Here is a 20,997-nt window from a genome sequence, read left to right as displayed (position 1 = left end):
ATATAAAGTAAATTGCTATAATCAAGGAGAGATGAAAGTTGGAAAAAGAAGTAAATGCAATCGTTGAATGGTTACAGAATCAAGTGGAACTAGCAGGTGTAGACGGGTTGCTTGTCGGGGTAAGTGGTGGACTTGATTCAGCTGTAGTAGCCAATTTAATTAAACGGGCATGTCCAGACAACTCCCTTGGTGTTTTGATGCCTATCTATACATCAGATGCAGATTTGGATGATGCTAGAAACGTAATTGAGCAATGTAAAGTAGACTCCATGACAGTGGATTTAACGAAAACGCATAATGTCATGTATGAACAAATTCAAAATGGCTTGAAAGAAAAAGACGAATTCAATGAAGTGAATGACCGTCTAGCGGGAGCAAACTTAAGAGCAAGACTTCGTATGAGTACATTGTATACATTGGCCACCAATTATAATTATATGGTTGTAGGAACGGACAATGCTGCAGAATGGTATACAGGATACTTTACGAAATACGGTGATGGTGGAGTGGATATACTTCCAGTAGTAGAATATACAAAAACAGAAGTTAGAGAAATGGCGAAATATCTCGAAGTACCTGAACAAATCGTTACTAAAAAACCAAGTGCTGATCTTTGGGAGGACCAAACCGATGAATCGGAAATGGGAGTAAGTTATGACACAATTGACACTTATTTGAAAGGCAATGAAATTTCTGATGAAGATAAGGAAATTATCGAAAATCTGCATAAACGTTCGGCACACAAACGTGAAGGTCTCCCACAATTTAACAGAAGCTGATTTTTCCTAATTTTAACTGTGTAAATAAACCTCCCTTATACAAACTATGTATAAGGGAGGTTTATTTTATGCGTATAAAAAATGTAATGTTATTTGTATTGATGATTTTCATTTTTGCAGCCTGTAATGGCGAAGAACAGAATACTTCTGAACAATCAAATGAAGAATCCGTACAGCCAATGCATTATGATGATAAGAATAGGGATATCTATAACGTACAAGAGCCTTCAATTGGTCAACGAGGCGGTTATCCGCAGAGTGAACAGAAAGGAGTCAATTCTTCTGATTTCAGCAAGTATTCGGATGCATTTACCAATGAGGAATCGATTCGTATCACAGAGGAACTAAAGAAACGAAAAGATATCATTCAAGCACAGGTAGCCTCAACAGATGACCGAATTATCGTTGCGGTAATGCTGCGTGAGCACTTTGATCGTCAAATACCAGATGATATTGAAGAAAATGTCAGAGAAATTGTTCCCCAGACGGACAAAGAGATTATTGTCTATACAGATGATATTCAATGGGATCGTATGAAAGACTTTGACGCAAGATTGCAATCGAAAAATATGGGGGAAGGTATGGAGAACGTTATCGAGGATTTATTTCAAATAAATGACTAAAAGCCATTGAACCTGAAGGATTTTCCTTTTCCAAAACTGTATTTTTTGATATAGTAAGAAAAGAATTTCTAGAGAGGAGAAAGTCCAATGGCTGGTCATTCTAAGTGGAAAAACATACAAAAAAGAAAAAATGCACAGGATGCCAAAAAAGGTAAAATCTTTATGAGGCATGCGAAAGATATTTACATTGCTGCTAAACAGGGTGGGGCAGATCTCGGAATAAATGCTACCCTACGAGCGGCTGTAGAAAAAGCGAAAGCAGATAACATGCCTAATGACAATATCGAACGCAATATAAAGAAGGCAGCAGGGACTCTCGATGGAGCAACCTATGAAGAAATCACGTATGAAGGATATGGTCCAGGTGGTGTAGCTGTAATCGTCAATATTTTGACAGATAATAAAAATAGAACAGCCGCCGACATCCGACATGCTTTCAAAAAGAATGGCGGAAATCTCGGCGAAAATGGTAGTGTATCTTTTATGTTCAATCGTAAAGGGTATATTGTAATCTCCAATGAAGAAGGTTCCATCGATGAAGATGCCATTACGTTAGATGCGCTTGAATCAGGTGCGGAGGATATTACGAATCAGGAAGACGCGTATGAAATTTATACAGAACCAGAGAACTATCATGAAGTTGTTAATCATTTGACTGAGAACGGGTATGAAATCGCTGATGGAGAAGTAACGCTGATACCTCAAAACTACAATCAGTTATCGAAAGAAGACGAAGAAAAAATGATGAACTTAATTGATTCACTGGAAGAAAACGAAGATGTCCAGGATATTCATCATAATTTAGAAGAAACGAATTAAACTGTCACATAAACTTCTATTTCTGATTAGGAATAGAAGTTTATTACTTCTTCCACAACTATGTTAAAATAAGTGAAGGAATGATTACATGTTCGCATATATTAAAGGTCTTGTTGTAACGATACAGGATGATTCCGTTGTAGTTGATGTCAATGGTGTTGGCTTTGAAATTATATGCCCAAACCCCTTTGCCTTTCAATCATTATTAAATAAAGAGATATTGATCAATACATATCACTATGTACGTGAAGATCTTCAAGTACTATATGGTTTTAAAAATGAAGATGAAAAATATTTATTTACAAAGTTAATTTCTGTTTCTGGAATCGGTCCTAAAGGTGCTTTGGCTATTCTTGCTGGTGTGGATATAGCTGGTTTTATCTCGGCAATTGAACAAGAAGATGATAAATTCCTTACCGGTTTTCCTGGAGTAGGTAAAAAAACCGCTAGACAGATTATCCTTGACCTCAAAGGGAAATTAACCAATGTATTCTCAGTAAATGCAGAATTGGAGCAGGAATCTGTAGGTAGTGAAGGAAATCATTCGGGAGCATACATGGAGGCCGAGGAGGCGCTAAAAGCACTTGGTTATACGGATAGAGAAGTTAAAAGTGTTATTCCTGTACTTAAAAAAGAGAATTATTCCAGTACGGATGAAATCATACGAAAAGCATTGGGATTGCTCGTAAGAAAGTAGGAAGGGGGGATAGGTGATGGAAGAACGTATCGTAACGGGTGAATTACAGGATGATGATACAACAACTGAACTAAGTCTCCGCCCAACAAAACTTAACCAATATATTGGCCAGCACACGGTGAAAGACAATCTCAGCATATTTATTCAGGCAGCAAAAATGCGCGAGGAACCGCTGGATCATGTTTTGCTGTATGGCCCACCAGGATTGGGAAAAACAACACTGGCAGCCATTATTGCAAATGAAATGGGCGTTAATTTCAGAACTACATCCGGTCCAGTGATCGAACGTGCTGGAGATCTTGCTGCTATCCTGTCATCCCTTGAGCCAGGCGATGTTTTGTTTATTGATGAAGTCCACCGGTTGCCAAGATCAGTAGAAGAAGTACTCTATCCTGCCATGGAGGACTTTTTCCTCGATATTGTCATTGGAAATGGGCCGAGTGCCAGATCGGTAAGAATCGATTTACCACCGTTTACACTTGTAGGTGCAACTACAAGAGCAGGTCTGCTTACTGCTCCACTTCGAGACAGATTTGGAGTCTTAAGTAGATTGGAATTCTATGAAGTTAAAGATCTATGTTCGATTGTGGAGCGAACGGCCGAAATCTTTGATACAACCATTACGAAAGAGGCTGCTATTGAAGTTGCACGCAGGTCCAGGGGAACACCAAGAATTGCAAACAGATTACTAAAGCGGATACGGGATATTTCACAAGTTAAAGGTGAAACGGAAATCAGCCTCCAAACAACAAATATCGCTTTGGAAATGCTCCAGGTGGATGATGCAGGTCTGGATCATATTGACCATAAAATTTTAAAAGGAATGATTGATGGATTCCAAGGTGGACCGGTTGGCCTGGATACGATTGCTGCCACAATAGGGGAGGAATCCCAAACCATTGAGGATGTTTATGAACCATACCTTTTGCAAGTCGGTTTTATCCAACGAACGCCGAGAGGAAGGATTGTGACTCCAAAGGCATATCAGCATTTTGGATTAAAAAGGCATGGTGAGTGATGAATATGGGTAAGCTTTTTATCATACTTGGTATTTTGTTTATCATTATTGGTTTTATATGGACATTTATTGGGAAATTACCTGGAGATATTACATTTAAAAAAGGAAATTTCACCGTTTATTTTCCGATTGTAACTTCCATCATAGTCAGTATTATACTTTCATTGCTATTTTTTATTTTTGGACGATTTTTTCGTTAACAGACGGATAGGAGATTCATCATCATGAATATTGAGGATTTTGATTTTAATTTACCAGAAGAGCTTATTGCTCAAACCCCATTAAAAGATCGGACAGCATCCAGACTGCTTGTATTGAGTAGACAAACAAACGAAATGGATCACCAGCATTTTTCAGATATAAAAAGTTATTTGAAAAAGGGAGATTGTCTTGTGCTGAATGACACCCGCGTACTACCTGCTCGGTTATATGGTATAAAAGCCGATACCGGTGCAAAAATAGAAGTATTATTATTGCATCAGGAAGAGCAGGATACTTGGGAAGTACTGACGAAACCAGCGAAAAAAGTGAAAGTGGGCACCGAACTCCTTTTCGGAGATGGTAAATTAAAAGCGATTTGTATAGGATTTAAGGAACATGGTGGTCGGATTCTGAAGTTTTCATATGAAGGGATTTTTTATGAAGTTTTAGATGAGCTCGGTGAAATGCCATTACCACCTTATATTAAAGAACAGCTACCTGAAAAGGAACGATACCAAACTGTTTTTGCCAAGGAAGAGGGATCAGCGGCTGCTCCAACAGCTGGCTTACATTTTACCAACCAACTTTTAGAGGAGATAAAAAATCTTGGAGTAACCATTTCTTTTATTACGTTACATGTTGGATTGGGAACCTTTAGACCTGTAAGTGTTGATAATGTAGATGATCATCAAATGCATTCTGAATTTTATCATATGACACAGGAGACGGCAGAAACCTTAACTAAAGTAAAAAATAATGGAGGCAGAATTATTTCTGTTGGAACTACATCTACAAGAACTTTGGAGACAATTGCTAGAGATAACGAAGGTAAATTCGTGCAAAGTACAGGATGGACGGATATATTTATCTATCCACCATATCAATTTAAAGCAATTGATGGTCTCATCACGAACTTTCATCTACCAAAATCCACGTTGATTATGCTCGTCAGTGCATTAGTGGATAGAGATACTATTCTAAAAGCTTATAATGAAGCAGTAAAAGAAAAATATCGTTTCTTCAGTTTTGGAGATGCGATGTTAATTTTATAAAAGAGGAACGAATATATGACACCAATAACATATGAGTTAATAAAAACAGATAAACAGACAGGTGCAAGACTTGGACGAGTTCATACACCACATGGTTCATTCGATACACCGACATTTATGCCTGTAGGAACTCTGGCTACAGTGAAAACAATGAGTCCGGAAGAATTACAAGAAATGGATGCAAAAATTATATTATCCAATACGTATCATTTGTGGTTACGGCCTGGAGAGGACATCATCCGGGAAGCTGGTGGTCTCCATAAGTTTATGAACTGGGACGGGGCCATTCTAACGGACTCTGGTGGTTTTCAGGTTTTCAGTTTAAGCGATATGCGAGAGATTAAAGAAGAGGGTGTCCATTTCCGTAATCATTTGAATGGTGATAAGTTATTTCTATCTCCAGAAAAGGCTATGCAAATACAAAATACACTTGGTTCAGATATTATGATGGCCTTTGATGAATGCCCACCCTATCCTGCAACATATGATTATATGAAGTCATCGGTAGAGAGAACTTCCCGTTGGGCTGAACGATGTCTGGAAGCCCATGAACGGAAAGATGTGCAAGGTTTATTTGGAATTATCCAGGGTGGAGAATTTGAAGATTTGAGAAAACAAAGTGCGAAGGACCTTGTATCCCTCGATTTCCCTGGCTATGCCATTGGTGGACTATCTGTTGGAGAACCGAAAGATGTTATGAATCGCGTCTTGGAATCAACCACACCATTAATGCCGTCAAATAAACCTCGCTATTTGATGGGGGTAGGTTCACCGGATTCATTAATTGATGGAGCCATTCGGGGTATCGATATGTTTGATTGTGTATTGCCAACCAGGATTGCCCGTAATGGAACCTGTATGACATCGGTTGGAAGACTCGTTGTCAGGAATGCAAAGTACGCTAGAGATTTTAGTCCGATAGATGAGAATTGTGACTGCCATGTATGCAAAAATTATTCGAGGGCATATATCCGACACTTAGTAAAATGCAATGAAACATTCGGATTCAGACTTACGACTTATCATAACCTTCATTTTCTGTTAAAATTAATGGAGCAAGTTCGAGCTGCTATAAAAGAAGATCGACTTGGTGACTTTAGAGAGTCATTCTTTGAGCAATATGGTTTAAACAAACCGAATCCAAAGAACTTTTAAAATAATACTTGGGAAAGAGGTGAAACTATATGGAAATGTTAGTATCATTATTACCTATCATCTTGATGTTCGTCATTTTTTACTTCTTGCTTATCCGTCCGCAACAAAAGCGTCAAAAGAAAGTAAGAGAAATGCAAACAAACCTACAAAAGGGTGATGACATCGTAACAATCGGTGGTATGCACGCTAAGGTTCATGCACTTGATGAAGCTACAGTTGTTGTAATTACAGGAGATGGCACAAAACTTACGTACGACCGTTCATCGGTCCGTGAAGTAAAACAATCTTAATGTGTATTCGTGTTAAAGGCTGAGGAATAATTCTTTGGCTTATCGAGATACTAGTTTTATGTATGTACATACATAGAAAAATAGCTAAAGGTTCTTTACGGAAAAAATTACTATAGTAAAAAAAGAAGTTAATGCTTAGGCATTAACTTCTTTTTTTGCATTTTTGGAATATTACTCTGTTGTCGTTCCTACCAGATTGACTCCAATGATACCCCCAAGTAGTGCAGCTGCTAAGTAGGCAAGATGGTAAAGGGACTGCTCAATTGAAAATCCTTGTTGGTAACCAAGATATTGGATTAGAAAGATAATGAGAGAGAATCCAAGTCCAATTGAACCTCCTATCATCCAACCTTTAGCTTTCCCTTTCATTCCAGCTGTAACTCCACCTATGAATAATGCCAACAGTCCGATGATTAATGTTGCCCATTCAAGATTCGATTCGCCAAAAGCGGTGAAATTCAGTATTAAAGCTAAAACAAAACTGGATATCAGAATGACACCGAAGACTACAATCCAACCGTACAACAATGCAATTAACTGACTCCTATGCATCACGTTCCCCCCTATTGTTTGTCCGCCTATCTTTATATTATTCAAGTGAATTTAATTTAGAAGAAAATATTTATATTTCCGTTGCATATAATCTAAAGAAATCATTTCTAATGTGAAAGAGGGCTAATATGGATGTAATTCTTGCGGGTATTATATTTGTGGTCAGTTATTTCTTTATTATGACAGAGAAAATTAATCGTGCTATAGCTTCACTTGCTGGGGGTGTTCTATTATTACTGACAGGGATTTACTCGACACATGAAGTGTTTTTCCAGTATATAGACTGGAATACGATTGCATTGTTATTTTCAATGATGGTATTGATTTCCATTACAGAAAAAACAGGACTATTTACTTTTATTGCCATTCGTTTCGCTCAGAAAGTACGCGGAAATCCAATATACCTATTAGTTGGATCGGCTATACTTACAGCAATAGGTTCAGCTTTTTTGGATAACGTTACAACGGTGTTAATATTTGTACCGGTTATGCTTAAAATAACAAAACTGCTGAAACTTCCCGCATTTCCGTATTTATTAACGATTATTTTTAGCTCGAATATAGGAGGCGCCGCTACATTAATCGGAGACCCACCCAACATTATGATCGGACAAGCTGTTGAACATTTTACGTTCCTTTCTTTTATTCAGCATACAGCACCTGTAGCTATAGTTATGTTTGCTATTTTGATAGTCTTCTGCCTTTTATTTTTCAAGGGAAGTTTATCTGAAATCAAGTCAAATATGGAAGAACTTTCAGCTCTAGACGCCAGTGAAAATCTAACTAGATCATCGTTATTATATAAATCTGTAGGAGTTCTAATGATGACTTTAATTGGATTCCTGCTGCACTCCATTTTGCATATTGAAATGACAACGATTGCTCTTAGCGGAGCAATATTGCTTTTATTAATAACGGAGGGCGAAGTGGATACAGAAGAAATCCTTTCCAAAGTGGAATGGGTGACGTTATTCTTCTTTATTGGTTTATTTGCAATTGTAGGTGGACTGCAACAAGTAGGAGTCATTGATGAAATGGCTAGAATGATTGTCGTGTCAACAGAAGGAGACTATGTCAAAACGACATTGCTTATTCTATGGGTTTCAGGCTTGTTCTCCGGATTTATCGATAATATCCCATTTGTCGCTGCGATGATACCGGTAATACAGGAATTTGAAACATATGGAATGGTTTACTTGGATCCAATATGGTGGGCATTAGCACTTGGAGCTTGTCTGGGAGGAAATGCGACTTTGGTGGGAGCCTCTGCGAATGTTGTTGTTGCTGGCATGGCAGAAGCGGACAATCAAAAGATTTCATTCATTCGATTTATGAAATACGGAATACCTATTGTTCTCATATCTTTAGTCGTATCAACCGTGTATATTTACTTTCGATATCTGATTCCTTATATGGGACAAGGATAAAAAAATGCCACTTGAAATTTCCAAGTGTCATTTTTTTCTGTTGAAAAAGGGGAGTTGTCGTAATTCCTCTTTTGTTATAAATTTAAGTGCAAAGAGTAAAACGAGATAGAATAGTAATAGAACAATAAGATGGAGAGCAAATAGTAACAGATTCGGTTCTGCTCTTTCTAGAATACTTTTAAGGAAGCTTCCAGCGACCCAGGAAAGGGATAACAAGAGTATCATCTTACAAGCATCCAATAACGGAATGGTATAGCCGATTGCTTTTCGAAGAACGGCCATATGTAGCAAGGTAACCACGACTACACCTGAACTGATGGCAATAGCTGCTCCTATAATTCCAAAATTTGGGTTCGATGCAAGAGCTAGTAAAACGATTGATTTGAGTGCGACCCCAATTAAACTATTCCACATAGCAGGTCTGGCCAGATCAAGTGCTTGAAGGGTTGCCTGCAATGGTGCCTGAATGTAAAGCAACAAAAAGAACGGTGCCATTAAAACAAGATAGTGACTTGCATTTCCTGTTCCATACATATACGTGAGCAGTTGAACGGAAAATAGTGAGAGTACAACGGTTGATATTGCCCCCGAAGCAAATGATATCCGTATCGATTGATGTATCCGGTAATGGATAATTTTTCTGTTTTTATTTGCCTCTGCTTCGGCAATGGAAGGAACAAGTGCAACTGCTAGTGAATGGGTAATAAAAGTAGGAAGATACAACAGTGGCATGACATATCCTGTCAGTTCCCCGTACTGTTTTGTAGCAAGTGAACTTGCAACTCCCGCAAGAGCAAGACTTTGAAAGACTAAAATTGGATCTAGAAAATTAGAGATGGAGCCAATCATTCTGCTTCCCAAACTTGGTAATGCAATCGAGAAAAGTTCTTTTGCTACAGTTTGTCCAGATCTAAAATAGGAAAAAAATCGATTTCTCAGCTTTAATGTCTTTTTCCTTTTAAAAACATAAATCATATACATCATGGAGATGAATTCACCTAGTATAACGCTAAACATAGCACCTGCAGCAGCATATTCAACGCCATACGGAAGTAAAAGATTTATAAAAAAAGCGACGCAGGCTATTCTTACAATTTGCTCGATCACTTGGGCATAACTTTGAGGCTTCATATTCTGCTTGCCTTGAAAGTAACCCCTGATGACTGCTGAAACGGCTGTAATAGGAATAATCGGACTGATCGCTAGAAGTGGTAACATGGACCTGCTGTCAGTTAAAAGGCTAGAAGCTAGATATGGTGCACCAATTGCCAATAGAATGGTGAACACGATGCTTGTAGTTAATGTTATCATCAATGATACAATGATAATTTTTTTGATTTTAGCTTGATCATTAACCGCGTCTGCTTCAGCCACTCGCTTAGATATTGCTACAGGCAATCCAAGCTGTGTTAACGTCATCACAAGAAATAGTGTCGGAAGTGCCATCATATATAGACCGACACCTTCTTCTCCCATGAGCCTCGCTACAACGATACGATTGATAAAACCCATAAAACGGGTAATCATTCCTGCAATTATTAGAACCATAGCACCCTGCAAAAATGTTTGTTTGGTCATTTTTGTCGACCTGCCTTCTCAAATAATTAAATTTCATATACAATGATATATATGCACAAAGGTGTACAAAGCATGACAAGCTAAAAGTAGATGACAGGAATTGGTGGGATAATATGGAAATTAAACAGAATGTTAGTGAGTGGAAGCAAATGATCATTCCCGCATTAAAAAGCAAAGCAGAAGAATTGGAAATGATGGGATACTCCCAGGCAACACCAGATGATGTATGGTCATGCATGGTGAAAAAGGTTTGGAAAGGGGATCCTGAAAAGTTACTCCACGAGATTGTTCAAGATATACTACATCTTGCATCCAGTACATATTTGAGCTATTTAACAATGAGTTCCTATCAGAATGACAATTTGATTGCTTCTATTGCGGCCTTAACTGGTGAAAAAGAAAAATAAAATGTATACATAGTACATAGATGTTTCGTAATTTTAAGGAGGAAGTATGTTCAATGAAAAAGAGAGGAAGAATTGTTTCCTTTTTTCTTGTTTTGTTAGCTTTGGCAGGAATAATAGGAACAACGGTTATAGGAATTACAAAAGATATCAATCTTGGGTTGGATTTGCAGGGAGGATTCGAGGTACTTTATGAAGTTGAACCTGTGGATGAAAATCAGGAAGTAACAAGAGGGTTATTGGAAGGTACTGTTGAAACACTGAATGACCGTGTCAATCGTCTTGGAATTAGTGAGGCAGTCATTAATATAGAGGGCGACGACAGAATTCGTGTACAGTTGGCAGGTATTGAAAACCAGTCAGAAGCTAGAGAATTACTCTCCACATCTGCGCAATTATCTTTTCGTGATGTAAATGATAGTGAACTCCTTGATGGAAATGATGTAGTAGAAGGGAGCGCAGCACAAGATTTTGATCCACAGACGAATGCGCCGATTGTTACACTGCAACTGAAAGATGCTGCAAAGTTTGGGGAAGTTACGACAGATATTAGCCAAATGACCCCACCTGATAACAAACTGGTAATTTGGATGGATTTTCAGAAAGGCGACTCCTATGTCGAGGAAGCAATGGAGGTAGAACCGAAATTTGTTTCTGCACCTAATGTAGGTGAACCATTACATACGTCAAACGTGATGATTTCAGGTAACTTTACGGTAGAGTCTGCAAAGCAACTTGCAGATATTATTAACTCTGGTTCACTACCAGTTCATATGACTGAAATATTCTCTACCTCCGTCGGTGCACAATTTGGAGAGCAAGCTTTAAATGAGACATTAATTGCAGGCATTGTAGGTATTGGTCTAATACTGCTGTTTATGATCGTATTCTATCGTTTTTCCGGTTTTATAGCAGCTATAAATTTAACTTTCTATGTATATCTTGTTTTATTGGTGTTTGAACTACTTAATGGTGTATTGACTTTATCTGGAATCGCTGCACTAATATTGGGTGTTGGTATGGCAGTTGATGCAAACGTAATTACATTCGAACGTATTAAAGAAGAACTGCGTACAGGGAAATCGGTTAAAGCGGCATTTAAAGCAGGTAATAAAAGTTCCCTTTCAACCATTTTGGATGCTAATATTACCACATTAATCGCAGCGGTTGTTCTGTTTATTTTTGGAACAAGTTCAGTTAAAGGCTTTGCGACAATGCTAATCATCAGTATTATCATCAGTTTTTTGACAGCAGTTCTTGGCACAAGAATCCTGTTGGGATTGTGGGTACAGAGTGGTTATCTTACAAAAAGAAAAACATGGTTCGGCATTAAACAATCGCAAATTAAAGATATAGCAGAAGAAGAAGAAGAAGAAGAAAAACCAAAATTGTTTAATCGCAATGTAAACTTTGTTCAGCATCGAAAAAAGTATTTCATAGGAACAATCATAACGGTTATTCTTGGAGGTATAGCCCTCACAGTCTTCCAAATTAATCCTGGGATTGATTTCACTAGTGGGTCGCGTGTGGAAGTGGTTTCCGATACAAGCCTTACGAATGAAGAAGTGGAAGCGGGATTCGAAGAGCTTGAATTGGAAGCTAAATCAATTGTGCTATCCGGTGCCGATAATGAACTTGCGGTAACCAGATTTGACAATGTACTCTCTGAGGCAGAAGTGGAAGAAGTACAGGTGTATTTTAGTGAGAAATACGGACAGGACCCAAGTGTCAGTGTGGTATCGCCGATTGTAGGCCAGGAATTGGTTAAAAATGCTATTTATGCAGTAGCAATAGCATCCATATTTATGATTATTTATGTAACCTTCCGTTTTGAGTTTTTCTTTGCAATTACGGCCTTAATTACATTACTGCATGATGTATTTATCATTCTTTTCGTTTTCAGCATTACACAGCTGGAATTTGATATTACGATTGTTGCAGCGCTCTTAACAATTGTAGGGTATTCGATAAATAATACGATTGTTATTTTTGATCGTATCAGGGAAAATATTCGTCAGAAAAAACGTGTCAAATCCTTTAAGGAGCTTGCTGAGATTGTTAATACGAGTATCATACAATCCTTTACAAGAACGATGAACACATCATTCACTACTCTAATTGCGATTTTGGCATTTCTAATATTAGGGGCTTCTTCCATTGCAAGTTTTGCTATCGCATTGGCAGTAGGGATTATTGCGGGAACCTATTCTTCGTTATTATTAGCTTCCCAACTATGGCTCGTATGGCGAGGAAGATCGGTTAAAGATAAGCCCTTGGACTTCACAAAGAAAAAACGTGTGGAAGGTCCACAGGTTTAAGAAATACAAGTACAAGCTTTGTTAGGAGTGCTAACAAAGCTTGTATAGTATCATGCTTGAATTGTTCTGAATAAGGGTAATCTAACAAACAAATTGAAATTGATCTGTAGGAGGGCTTTAACGATGAAAGGACAAACATACGTCATTTTAGCGATTATACTAGTAATTATTGTTGCAATTTTTGCTGTGATCAATGTAGATCCCGTAGAGGTAAATTATTTATTCTTGACACAGGAATCACCATTAATCCTCGTAATCCTATTTTCTGTACTCATGGGGGGAATTATAACGGCTTCTGTTGGTGCAATGCGAATTTATCGATTACAAAGAGAGATTAAACTTCTAAAAGCGGAAAACGTTACATTATCTCAAAGCCTCGATGAAAACGGTATTCCAATCCAGAGTGAAAAGAAGGATCTTAAAGTAGATTTAGAAGATAACGATACTCCAATTAAATAATTCTGATTGCTACCCCTGCTAGTCTCTTGTATAATAGATTAGTCAGGGGTGAATTTATGTTAGAAAGTAAGGCAATATGGAAATATACAACAACTGAAAATAAGACAGAGGTATTAACAGATGATACATTAGACTTGTCACCAACTGTAAGAAAACTTTTACAGCAAAGAGGGATTACCAACACCGAAGATGCTAGAAAATTTTTATCACCTGATATAAAGAATTTACACAGCCCACTACAGATTGATTCAATTGATAAAGCGTCAGAACGTGTACATAAAGCAATAGACTCCAATGAGAAAATTCTTGTATTTGGGGACTATGATGCAGATGGTGTAAGTTCTACAACCGTTCTTATAAAAGCGTTGAATGAACTTGGAGCATTATGTGATTATTATATACCAAACCGTTTTACAGAAGGATATGGGCCCAATGAATCTGCATTTAAACGTGCATCCGAAAATGGATATTCCTTAATCATCACGGTTGATACTGGAATTGCATCTGTGCATGAGGCTATCATCGCTAAACAATTAGGTATTGATTTGATTATAACGGATCACCATGAGCCACAGAAAGAATTACCGGAGGCTTATGCCATTCTGCATCCAAAGTGTTCACCTGATTATCCTTTTCAGGAACTTGCTGGAGTAGGTGTAGCGTTTAAATTCGCACAAGCTTTACTTGGTTATTTCCCAAAACATTTACTAGAGTTTGCTGCAATCGGAACAATCGCTGATCTAGTACCATTGGTGGATGAGAACCGTATACTGGCATTTTATGGTCTTCATGCACTGACTATATCAAATAACCCAGGTATTAAGGCGCTTAAACGTATTTGTAAGATAGAAGGTAATGTTTCCGAGGAAGACGTTGGTTTCTTAATTGGACCAAGAATTAATGCGGTTGGAAGGTTACAAGATGCCGACCTGGCAGTAAAGTTACTATTGACCGAAGATGCTGAAATGGCACAAGAAATTGCAGAAGAGATTGATGCAATAAACGAGCAACGAAAAAAAATAGTAAATGATATTGTTAAAGAGGCAGAACTAATTGTTCAATCCTCCGAATCACATGGTGTTATCATTGCAGCCAAAGAAGGTTGGAATGAAGGGGTACTAGGAATTGTTGCATCCAAATTAGTTCGAAAATACGATCGTCCTGCAATCGTCCTGACGATTAAGCCAGAAACCGGAGTAGTGAAAGGCTCAGCAAGAAGTATTCCAGCATTTGACCTATTTCAAAACTGTATGAAAATAAGAGACCTATTCACACATTTCGGTGGACATTCACAGGCTGCCGGAATGACATTTCCACTAGAAAATTTGGAAATTGTACAGAATAAACTGGATTTATTTATACAGGAAGAATTGACTGAAGCAGATTTTAAACAGGAAATTACGATTAGTGCTGAATTGGCTCTCGAAGACATAAGTGAAGGTCTTGTATCCGAAATTGATAAACTGGCTCCATTTGGTATGGAAAATCCCAAACCCATTATTCAGGTAAAAGAAATTCCTTCCGACGCAAGAAAAATTGGCAGTGCTAAAAATCATCTTAAACTTCAATTCAAAAAAGAGGGCTTCTCACTCGATGGAATTGCCTTTGGGATGGGGGAACTGTATGATTATATTTCGCCAAATACACCACTTACGATTGCTGGAGAACTTGGAATTAATGAATGGAATGGTAATCGGAAAGCCCAAATTTTTATTCGGGATATGAAAATTGAGGAATGGCAACTATTTGATTTTCGAGGTAAACGGAAGATGGAGATTAAACCAGCCGGCAATGGGAAAGATTTAATTATTAGTAATTCTGATGAACGGATCCATGATCAGATTGAGCAGGTAAGCTATAATACTTCAATGGAAATATTAGATGAAAAGAATTCTCTCTATTTATACGACCTTCCTGTAAAACTGGAATCTTTAAAGCGAATAATTCAGCACGTAAAACCAGTAAATATTTACGTCTTTTTTCATTTAGAAGACAGTGCATATCTTTCAGCATTTCCTTCAAGAGAAGAATTCGTTTGGTTTTATGCACTATGCAGACAACGTAAAGTGATGGATATGAAACAGGAATTAACTAAGATTATGAACCACAAAGGATGGAGCAAAGATAAAGTCATCTTTATTTCAAATGTGTTTTTTGAACTCGGGTTTGTTAAAATAGAAAATGGTATCATTGAAGTACAATCGGATCCAATTAAAAAAGATCTCCAAGATTCAAAATTGTATCAGGATCGCCTTGAAAAGGCAGCTATTGAAAAGCAACTTTACTATTCAAATTACCAAGAATTGAAAAAATGGTTTACCAGTTGTATGGATTATTTGGGAAGTCCCAAGGAGGAAGTAATAAATGGATTATAAGCAATATATTAAAATTGTTGAAGATTGGCCTAAAGAGGGAATTCAGTTTAAAGATATCACTCCACTGATGGATAACGGAAAGGCGTTCAAATCAGCTGTTGATGAGATTGTTGAATTTGCTAAAGAAAAGGAAATAGATATCGTAGTCGGTCCAGAAGCGAGGGGATTTATCGTTGGTTGCCCGGTTTCCTATGCACTTGAAGTAGGCTTTGCTCCTGTTCGAAAAGAGGGAAAGCTGCCACGTGAAGTGATTAGGGTAGACTATGGTCTTGAATATGGTTCTAACGTATTAACAATCCATAAAGATGCAATTAAGCCAGGGCAACGTGTTTTAATAACAGATGATTTACTCGCTACGGGTGGTACGATTGAAGCAACGATAAAGCTTGTCGAAGAGCTTGGTGGAATTGTTGTTGGCTGTGCTTTTCTAATTGAATTAAGCTATCTTGACGGTAAAGATAAATTGGATGGCTATGATGTGTTAGCATTAATGACATATTAAAAATATAATAATAGGTCTGGCGCTATGTAAATAACGTCAGACCTATTATTATATAAAAATTTTGAATGGACACTTGAATCATAAAAGCATATAATTAAAAATATTTAGGACGCTTGTAAAAATATGTCTACCACTTAAACTGGATGATAGACGGTAATATTTATTTCCGTGAATATGTGGTAAATAATGCAGACAGCTAGTAAAGGTGATTACATGGCAAACGATGAAAACATAACAATAACGGATATTATAAATAAAGCAGAACGGTATTTGTCGAGTGAAGATATCGACTTAATTCAGCTTGCCTATGATTTTGCTAACGATTCACACCATGATCAATTCAGAAAATCAGGGGAACCTTATATTATTCACCCGGTACAGGTCGCAGGTATACTTGTAAATCTTGAGATGGATGCAGAAACGATTGCAGGAGGTTTTCTGCATGATGTTGTTGAAGATACGGATATAACGCTGGAAAGATTAGAAGAAGCGTTTAATCATGAAGTAGCGATGCTGGTGGATGGCGTTACAAAATTGGGTAAAATCAGATATGAAACGAAAGAAGCCCAACAAGCTGAAAACCACCGCAAAATGTTTGTAGCAATGGCAAAGGATATTCGCGTCATTCTAATTAAACTTGCAGACAGACTGCATAATATGAGGACTTTAAAGCATCTTGCCCCTGAAAAGCAGCGTCGTATTTCAAATGAAACGTTGGAAATTTTCGCTCCTTTGGCACATCGTCTTGGAATCTCTACTATAAAATGGGAATTAGAAGATACTGCTTTAAGATACCTTAATCCTCAACAATATTATCGCATTGTCCAATTGATGAAACAAAAGAGAGATCAACGTGAATCTTATATTAAACAAGTAATTGAAGAACTCACAGAAGAATTAGAAGATGTAAATGTAGAAGCGGAAATGTCAGGACGTCCAAAACATTTATACAGCATTTATCAAAAAATGGTGAAACAAGGTAAACAATTTAATGAAATATATGATTTATTGGCCGTTAGAATTATCGTAAATAGTATCAAAGACTGCTATGCAGTTCTTGGAATTATCCATACAAATTGGAAACCAATGCCCGGAAGATTTAAGGATTATATTGCAATGCCGAAACAGAATCTCTATCAATCGCTACACACAACGGTAATTGGACCAAAGGGTGACCCACTGGAAGTCCAAATACGTACAAAGGAAATGCATGAAATTGCTGAATATGGTATTGCGGCACATTGGGCTTATAAAGAAGGAAAGCAGGTTAAGTCTGGGAAGAAATCATTTGAGGAAAAGTTAACATGGTTCCGGGAGATTCTTGATTGGCAAAATGACACCCATGACGCGGAGGAGTTTATCGAATCCTTAAAAATTGATCTCTTTTCCGATATGGTTTATGTTTTTACACCGAAAGGCGAAGTAGTTGAATTACCATCTGGATCGATCCCGCTGGATTTCGCCTATAAAATTCATACAGAAATTGGAAATAAGACAATTGGAGCAAAAATCAACGGTAAAATGGAGCCACTTGATTATGAACTGGAAAATGGTGATATTGTTGAAGTAATGACTTCCAAGCATTCCTATGGTCCATCCCAGGACTGGTTGAAGATGACACAGACTTCTCAGGCTAAAAGTAAAATTAAACAATTTTTCAAAAAGCAGCGAAGAGAAGAAAATGTTGTAAAAGGCAAGGAAGCAGTGGATAAGGAAATTCGTGCCTTAAATATTGATCCGAAAGAAGTTCTTGTATCCGATAATATGCAACGGATTTTTGATAAATTTAATTTTACTAGTGAAGAAGATATGTATGCTGCAGTAGGTTATCAAGGAATCACAGCAGCACTTATTGCAACAAGACTTACCGAAAAGCTTCGTCAAACGAGACAAAAGGATCAGGACCTTCAAACAACCATCGAAGAAGTGAAAACAGATCGAACGAGTACGAGCAGATCACATAAAAAGGATTTTGGTGTGAGGGTGGAAGGTGTAGATAATTTACTTGTCCGGCTCGCGAAATGCTGCAATCCCGTACCTGGTGATACGATTTTAGGTTATATTACAAAAGGTCGAGGTGTATCTGTTCACCGTTCGGATTGTCCCAATGTACAGACGGAAGAAGCTAAACAGCGTTACCTGCATGTCATGTGGGAAGATGGAAATACAGAAAATAAACAATATCATGTGGATATTCAAATAACGGGATATGACCGTCGGGGACTTCTGAATGAAGTATTACAGGCTGTCAATGAAATGAAAACAAATATCACCCATGTAAATGGAAAATCGGACAGAAATAAAATGGCGATTATCCAGATTACCATATTGATCCATAATACCAGTCATCTACGAAAAATTGTCGAACGCATCAAACAAATCAAAGATGTATATACGGTTACACGTACCGTACAATAGATACCTACAGAGCGGTCGCCGAAGTCACATATCCTACGTCGTAGTTTATCTCAACTCAAAAATACAAACATTACAAAAAGAGACTACTTTATAAAGTTCTAAAGGAGTAATAGATAATGAAAGCAGTAATACAGAGGGCGAAAGATGCCTGTGTTCGTGTCGAAGGAAAGATTGTGGGAGAAATAACGGAAGGTTTTGTTGTTCTTCTTGGTGTAACACATGAAGATACCCAGGAAGACATTAATTATCTTGTCAATAAAATCATTCATTTACGTGTATTTGAAGACGAAAACGAAAAGATGAATCTTTCCCTTCAAGATGTTAACGGAAGTATTTTGTCGATTTCTCAGTTTACCCTTTACGGTGATACACGAAAAGGAAGACGTCCAAATTTTATGCAAGCAGCTAAGCCAGATGAAGCTAATAATAAGTATGAAAGCTTTAATTCTTTGATCAGAGAACATGGAATACATGTTGAAACAGGTAAATTTGGTGCAATGATGGATGTTACATTTACAAATACAGGGCCAGTAACGTTAATTATTGACAGCAAAGAAAAATAGGTAGCCAAATAAAACAGGGATGGTCATAATTGACATCCCTGTTTTTGACTTTTGAATTTGCTTATTCACTGAAATATTTTCTGAGTCCTTCTACAATACCAGTAACGAGTTTCTTCTGATAGGCGTTTGTTTGGAGCAATGCCTCTCTCTCCGGATTTGATATAAAACCAAGTTCAAGGAGGACAGACGGTTTTAAATTTGTTCTTAGAACTTGAAAGTCTCCCTTTGCTATTCCACGGTCAGACTCAGACTCATCTGTTTCTTTAATAATCCCTTGCTGAATATATTTAGCTAGATTCTCATTTTGATCTGCATAATAAAAGGATTCGATACCAGAGACATGAGGAAGTTCAGGTACGCTATTATAATGGATACTAATAAATGCGTCTGTATCGTTAAAATTGGAGTATGTTGACCGACTGGATAATGAGATAAATTCGTCTTCTTCCCTCGTAAGAAGAACGTTGGCACCAAGATATTGGAGTTCTTGCTCGAGTTCATGTGCAGTTAGATATGTAAAGCTTTTTTCATAGGTATCTGTAGCACCAATTGCACCTACGTCTCTACCACCATGCCCCGCATCAATGATAATCGTTTTATTTTTGAAAACATTTTTATTGCTAGCTTCTTTTGGTTCACTAACAAGATCTTTTAGTATGTAACCTGATTGGCCGGCAGCATCTATTTCATACCATTCATTAATTGCGGACAAGACATCATATTCTATCCCCTTTTCTGCAAAGTGAATAATATCATAGTCCGTAGAAGGTCCTTCCCTTAACTGTGTATGCTCATGTTGTATTGTAATCGAGCTTACATCGGTCTCTATCTCTGTTTCTTCAGCCTCTTCAGATGACTCAGTAACAGTTGTAAATTCTTCCGCAACCCAGCCAGATCCACCTGGTAATTCAATTTCCACCCAATCATTCTTTTGTTGAATAACGGAGTAAGACTCACCAGTATCAGCCACACCAACACTATCATAATCAGTTCCAGGACCACTTCTAATATTTAGATTGGATCCTTCAATGACAGCTTCATCAGCATATACAATTTCCGCATTTGCAGAATAGAGGAAGATAATTGCTGTTAGTAGTATGAATATTAGTTTTCTCGAATGTGTTTGCACAATATTCCTCCCTAATTTTGTTATATGTATCTTTTAGTATAATAAAATTTCTCCTTTAAGGCAAAACTGTAAGAGTACTTTATAAATTTCAAGAGGCGGTTTTCTAGAAGATTGGACTTCGTTTGCGTTAGAGAAACCTTGTTTCCATTATTTTTTTACGGATCTAACTAGTTGAAGTACCGTCGTATTTTCCATTAACTGCGCGGATTATAAAGCAATAAACAACATGAATTGAATCATTTCAAACGAAATATGTATAAAAAGGGGAGGCACTATAGTGAGAATGAATGATAAACAAATGAACGTCAATGATCAGAAAGATATCTTTTCTACGGATCTTCATCATTTTGTGGAGCTGGAAGGACGGGGTACACACATGGAAATTGCCAGTGAACTTGGAATTTCAATAGAGGAAGTTAAAATGTTAAAGAAAAAACTGAATCGTTCTTGACAATGCAGGTTGTTAACATTAATATTATAGTCATTCAACTAATTAAAATAAACTTACCGATGAAGGAAAAAGTAATCAGGAACCACCTGTATAGAGAGAAAATGTCTTTGGCTGAAAACATTTTCCCTGTTGGTCTGATGAAAGACGTTCCGGAGGATTTATATCGAAATAGAGTAGGTATGAACGT

At 37.4% G+C, this 20,997-nt stretch carries 21 protein-coding genes and 1 other annotated feature (1 of these 22 only partly in view); of the genes, 18 read left to right on the top strand and 3 right to left on the bottom strand.

Translation table 11 applies throughout. The features are described 5' to 3' along the window. Window positions 1-38 precede the first annotated feature (38 nt). The 9 genes from nadE (at window position 39) to yajC (ending at window position 6,634) form a co-directional block, all read left to right on the top strand. Window positions 39-779 carry an NAD(+) synthase gene (gene nadE, locus ACHABU_RS01795; RefSeq protein WP_435761637.1) on the top strand — a complete coding sequence of 247 codons (741 nt, stop codon included), beginning with the start codon at window positions 39-41 and terminating at the stop codon, window positions 777-779. A gap of 68 nt (window positions 780-847) precedes the next feature. Further along, window positions 848-1,402 (top strand): YhcN/YlaJ family sporulation lipoprotein, encoded by a 555-nt coding sequence (locus tag ACHABU_RS01790; protein ID WP_435761635.1) that lies wholly within the window; start codon window positions 848-850, stop codon window positions 1,400-1,402. Between the two features lie 87 nt (window positions 1,403-1,489). After that, window positions 1,490-2,221: a YebC/PmpR family DNA-binding transcriptional regulator gene (locus ACHABU_RS01785; protein ID WP_435761633.1), complete on the top strand. Its 732-nt coding sequence runs from the start codon at window positions 1,490-1,492 to the stop codon at window positions 2,219-2,221. A gap of 88 nt (window positions 2,222-2,309) precedes the next feature. Next, window positions 2,310-2,918 carry a Holliday junction branch migration protein RuvA gene (ruvA, locus tag ACHABU_RS01780; RefSeq protein WP_435761631.1) on the top strand — a complete coding sequence of 203 codons (609 nt, stop codon included), beginning with the start codon at window positions 2,310-2,312 and terminating at the stop codon, window positions 2,916-2,918. 16 nt (window positions 2,919-2,934) lie between these two features. Next, window positions 2,935-3,936 (top strand): Holliday junction branch migration DNA helicase RuvB, encoded by a 1,002-nt coding sequence (gene ruvB / locus ACHABU_RS01775; protein ID WP_435761629.1) that lies wholly within the window; start codon window positions 2,935-2,937, stop codon window positions 3,934-3,936. 5 nt (window positions 3,937-3,941) lie between these two features. Next, entirely contained in the window at window positions 3,942-4,136 is a 195-nt protein-coding gene (locus tag ACHABU_RS01770) for a DUF2905 family protein (RefSeq protein WP_435761627.1), read from the top strand. Between the two features lie 24 nt (window positions 4,137-4,160). Continuing rightward, entirely contained in the window at window positions 4,161-5,189 is a 1,029-nt protein-coding gene (queA, locus tag ACHABU_RS01765) for a tRNA preQ1(34) S-adenosylmethionine ribosyltransferase-isomerase QueA (RefSeq protein ID WP_435761625.1), read from the top strand. A gap of 15 nt (window positions 5,190-5,204) precedes the next feature. Continuing rightward, on the top strand, window positions 5,205-6,344 hold the full coding sequence (tgt, locus tag ACHABU_RS01760) for a tRNA guanosine(34) transglycosylase Tgt (protein ID WP_435761623.1): 1,140 nt from the start codon (window positions 5,205-5,207) through the stop codon (window positions 6,342-6,344). Between the two features lie 29 nt (window positions 6,345-6,373). Then, window positions 6,374-6,634, top strand: a complete 261-nt coding sequence (gene yajC, locus ACHABU_RS01755; protein ID WP_435761621.1) for a preprotein translocase subunit YajC — start codon at window positions 6,374-6,376, stop codon at window positions 6,632-6,634. A 171-nt stretch (window positions 6,635-6,805) separates the two neighbouring features. On the opposite strand, the gene ACHABU_RS01750 is transcribed toward yajC, so the two are convergent. Further along, entirely contained in the window at window positions 6,806-7,186 is a 381-nt protein-coding gene (locus tag ACHABU_RS01750) for a TIGR04086 family membrane protein (RefSeq protein WP_435761619.1), read from the bottom strand. Between the two features lie 128 nt (window positions 7,187-7,314). Here ACHABU_RS01750 and ACHABU_RS01745 point away from each other — a divergent pair, with 128 nt between their 5' ends. Then, on the top strand, window positions 7,315-8,613 hold the full coding sequence (locus ACHABU_RS01745) for an ArsB/NhaD family transporter (RefSeq protein ID WP_435761617.1): 1,299 nt from the start codon (window positions 7,315-7,317) through the stop codon (window positions 8,611-8,613). Window positions 8,614-8,640: 27 nt separating this feature from the next. On the opposite strand, the gene spoVB is transcribed toward ACHABU_RS01745, so the two are convergent. After that, window positions 8,641-10,191 carry a stage V sporulation protein B gene (gene spoVB / locus ACHABU_RS01740; protein ID WP_435761615.1) on the bottom strand — a complete coding sequence of 517 codons (1,551 nt, stop codon included), beginning with the start codon at window positions 10,189-10,191 and terminating at the stop codon, window positions 8,641-8,643. 113 nt (window positions 10,192-10,304) lie between these two features. Here spoVB and ACHABU_RS01735 point away from each other — a divergent pair, with 113 nt between their 5' ends. The 7 genes from ACHABU_RS01735 to dtd all read left to right on the top strand — a co-directional run bounded on the left by ACHABU_RS01735 (window position 10,305) and on the right by dtd (window position 19,230). Then, window positions 10,305-10,598 (top strand): post-transcriptional regulator, encoded by a 294-nt coding sequence (locus tag ACHABU_RS01735; protein WP_435761613.1) that lies wholly within the window; start codon window positions 10,305-10,307, stop codon window positions 10,596-10,598. A gap of 53 nt (window positions 10,599-10,651) precedes the next feature. Further along, a complete protein-coding gene (gene secDF, locus ACHABU_RS01730; RefSeq protein ID WP_435761611.1) occupies window positions 10,652-12,913 on the top strand; it encodes a protein translocase subunit SecDF in 2,262 nt (753 codons plus the stop codon). Window positions 12,914-13,036: 123 nt separating this feature from the next. Next, window positions 13,037-13,372: a LapA family protein gene (locus ACHABU_RS01725; RefSeq protein WP_435761609.1), complete on the top strand. Its 336-nt coding sequence runs from the start codon at window positions 13,037-13,039 to the stop codon at window positions 13,370-13,372. A 56-nt stretch (window positions 13,373-13,428) separates the two neighbouring features. Next, window positions 13,429-15,747 (top strand): single-stranded-DNA-specific exonuclease RecJ, encoded by a 2,319-nt coding sequence (recJ, locus tag ACHABU_RS01720; RefSeq protein ID WP_435761607.1) that lies wholly within the window; start codon window positions 13,429-13,431, stop codon window positions 15,745-15,747. Continuing rightward, window positions 15,737-16,249: an adenine phosphoribosyltransferase gene (locus ACHABU_RS01715; protein ID WP_379495173.1), complete on the top strand. Its 513-nt coding sequence runs from the start codon at window positions 15,737-15,739 to the stop codon at window positions 16,247-16,249. The genes recJ and ACHABU_RS01715 overlap by 11 nt, the downstream gene beginning before the upstream one ends. A 213-nt stretch (window positions 16,250-16,462) precedes the next feature. After that, window positions 16,463-18,667: a RelA/SpoT family protein gene (locus ACHABU_RS01710; protein WP_435762334.1), complete on the top strand. Its 2,205-nt coding sequence runs from the start codon at window positions 16,463-16,465 to the stop codon at window positions 18,665-18,667. 116 nt (window positions 18,668-18,783) lie between these two features. Beyond that, a complete protein-coding gene (gene dtd / locus ACHABU_RS01705) occupies window positions 18,784-19,230 on the top strand; it encodes a D-aminoacyl-tRNA deacylase (RefSeq protein ID WP_435761605.1) in 447 nt (148 codons plus the stop codon). Window positions 19,231-19,291: 61 nt separating this feature from the next. Here the strand turns inward: dtd and ACHABU_RS01700 are convergent, their stop codons facing one another. Beyond that, complete coding sequence (locus ACHABU_RS01700) at window positions 19,292-20,359, bottom strand: N-acetylmuramoyl-L-alanine amidase (RefSeq protein ID WP_435761603.1); 1,068 nt, start codon at window positions 20,357-20,359, stop codon at window positions 19,292-19,294. 277 nt (window positions 20,360-20,636) lie between these two features. On the opposite strand from ACHABU_RS01700, the gene ACHABU_RS01695 reads away from it, so the two are divergent. Further along, window positions 20,637-20,810: a hypothetical protein gene (locus ACHABU_RS01695; protein ID WP_435762360.1), complete on the top strand. Its 174-nt coding sequence runs from the start codon at window positions 20,637-20,639 to the stop codon at window positions 20,808-20,810. Between the two features lie 50 nt (window positions 20,811-20,860). Next, window positions 20,861-20,997, top strand: a binding site (T-box leader); it runs 83 nt beyond the window's last position.

Source organism: Oceanobacillus sp. CF4.6 (assembly GCF_051262635.1).
In the GTDB taxonomy this organism is placed as follows: domain Bacteria; phylum Bacillota; class Bacilli; order Bacillales; family Amphibacillaceae; genus Oceanobacillus.
The sequence above is the reverse complement of the archived record's forward strand: the minus strand, read 5'-3'. Positions and strand labels throughout refer to the sequence as shown.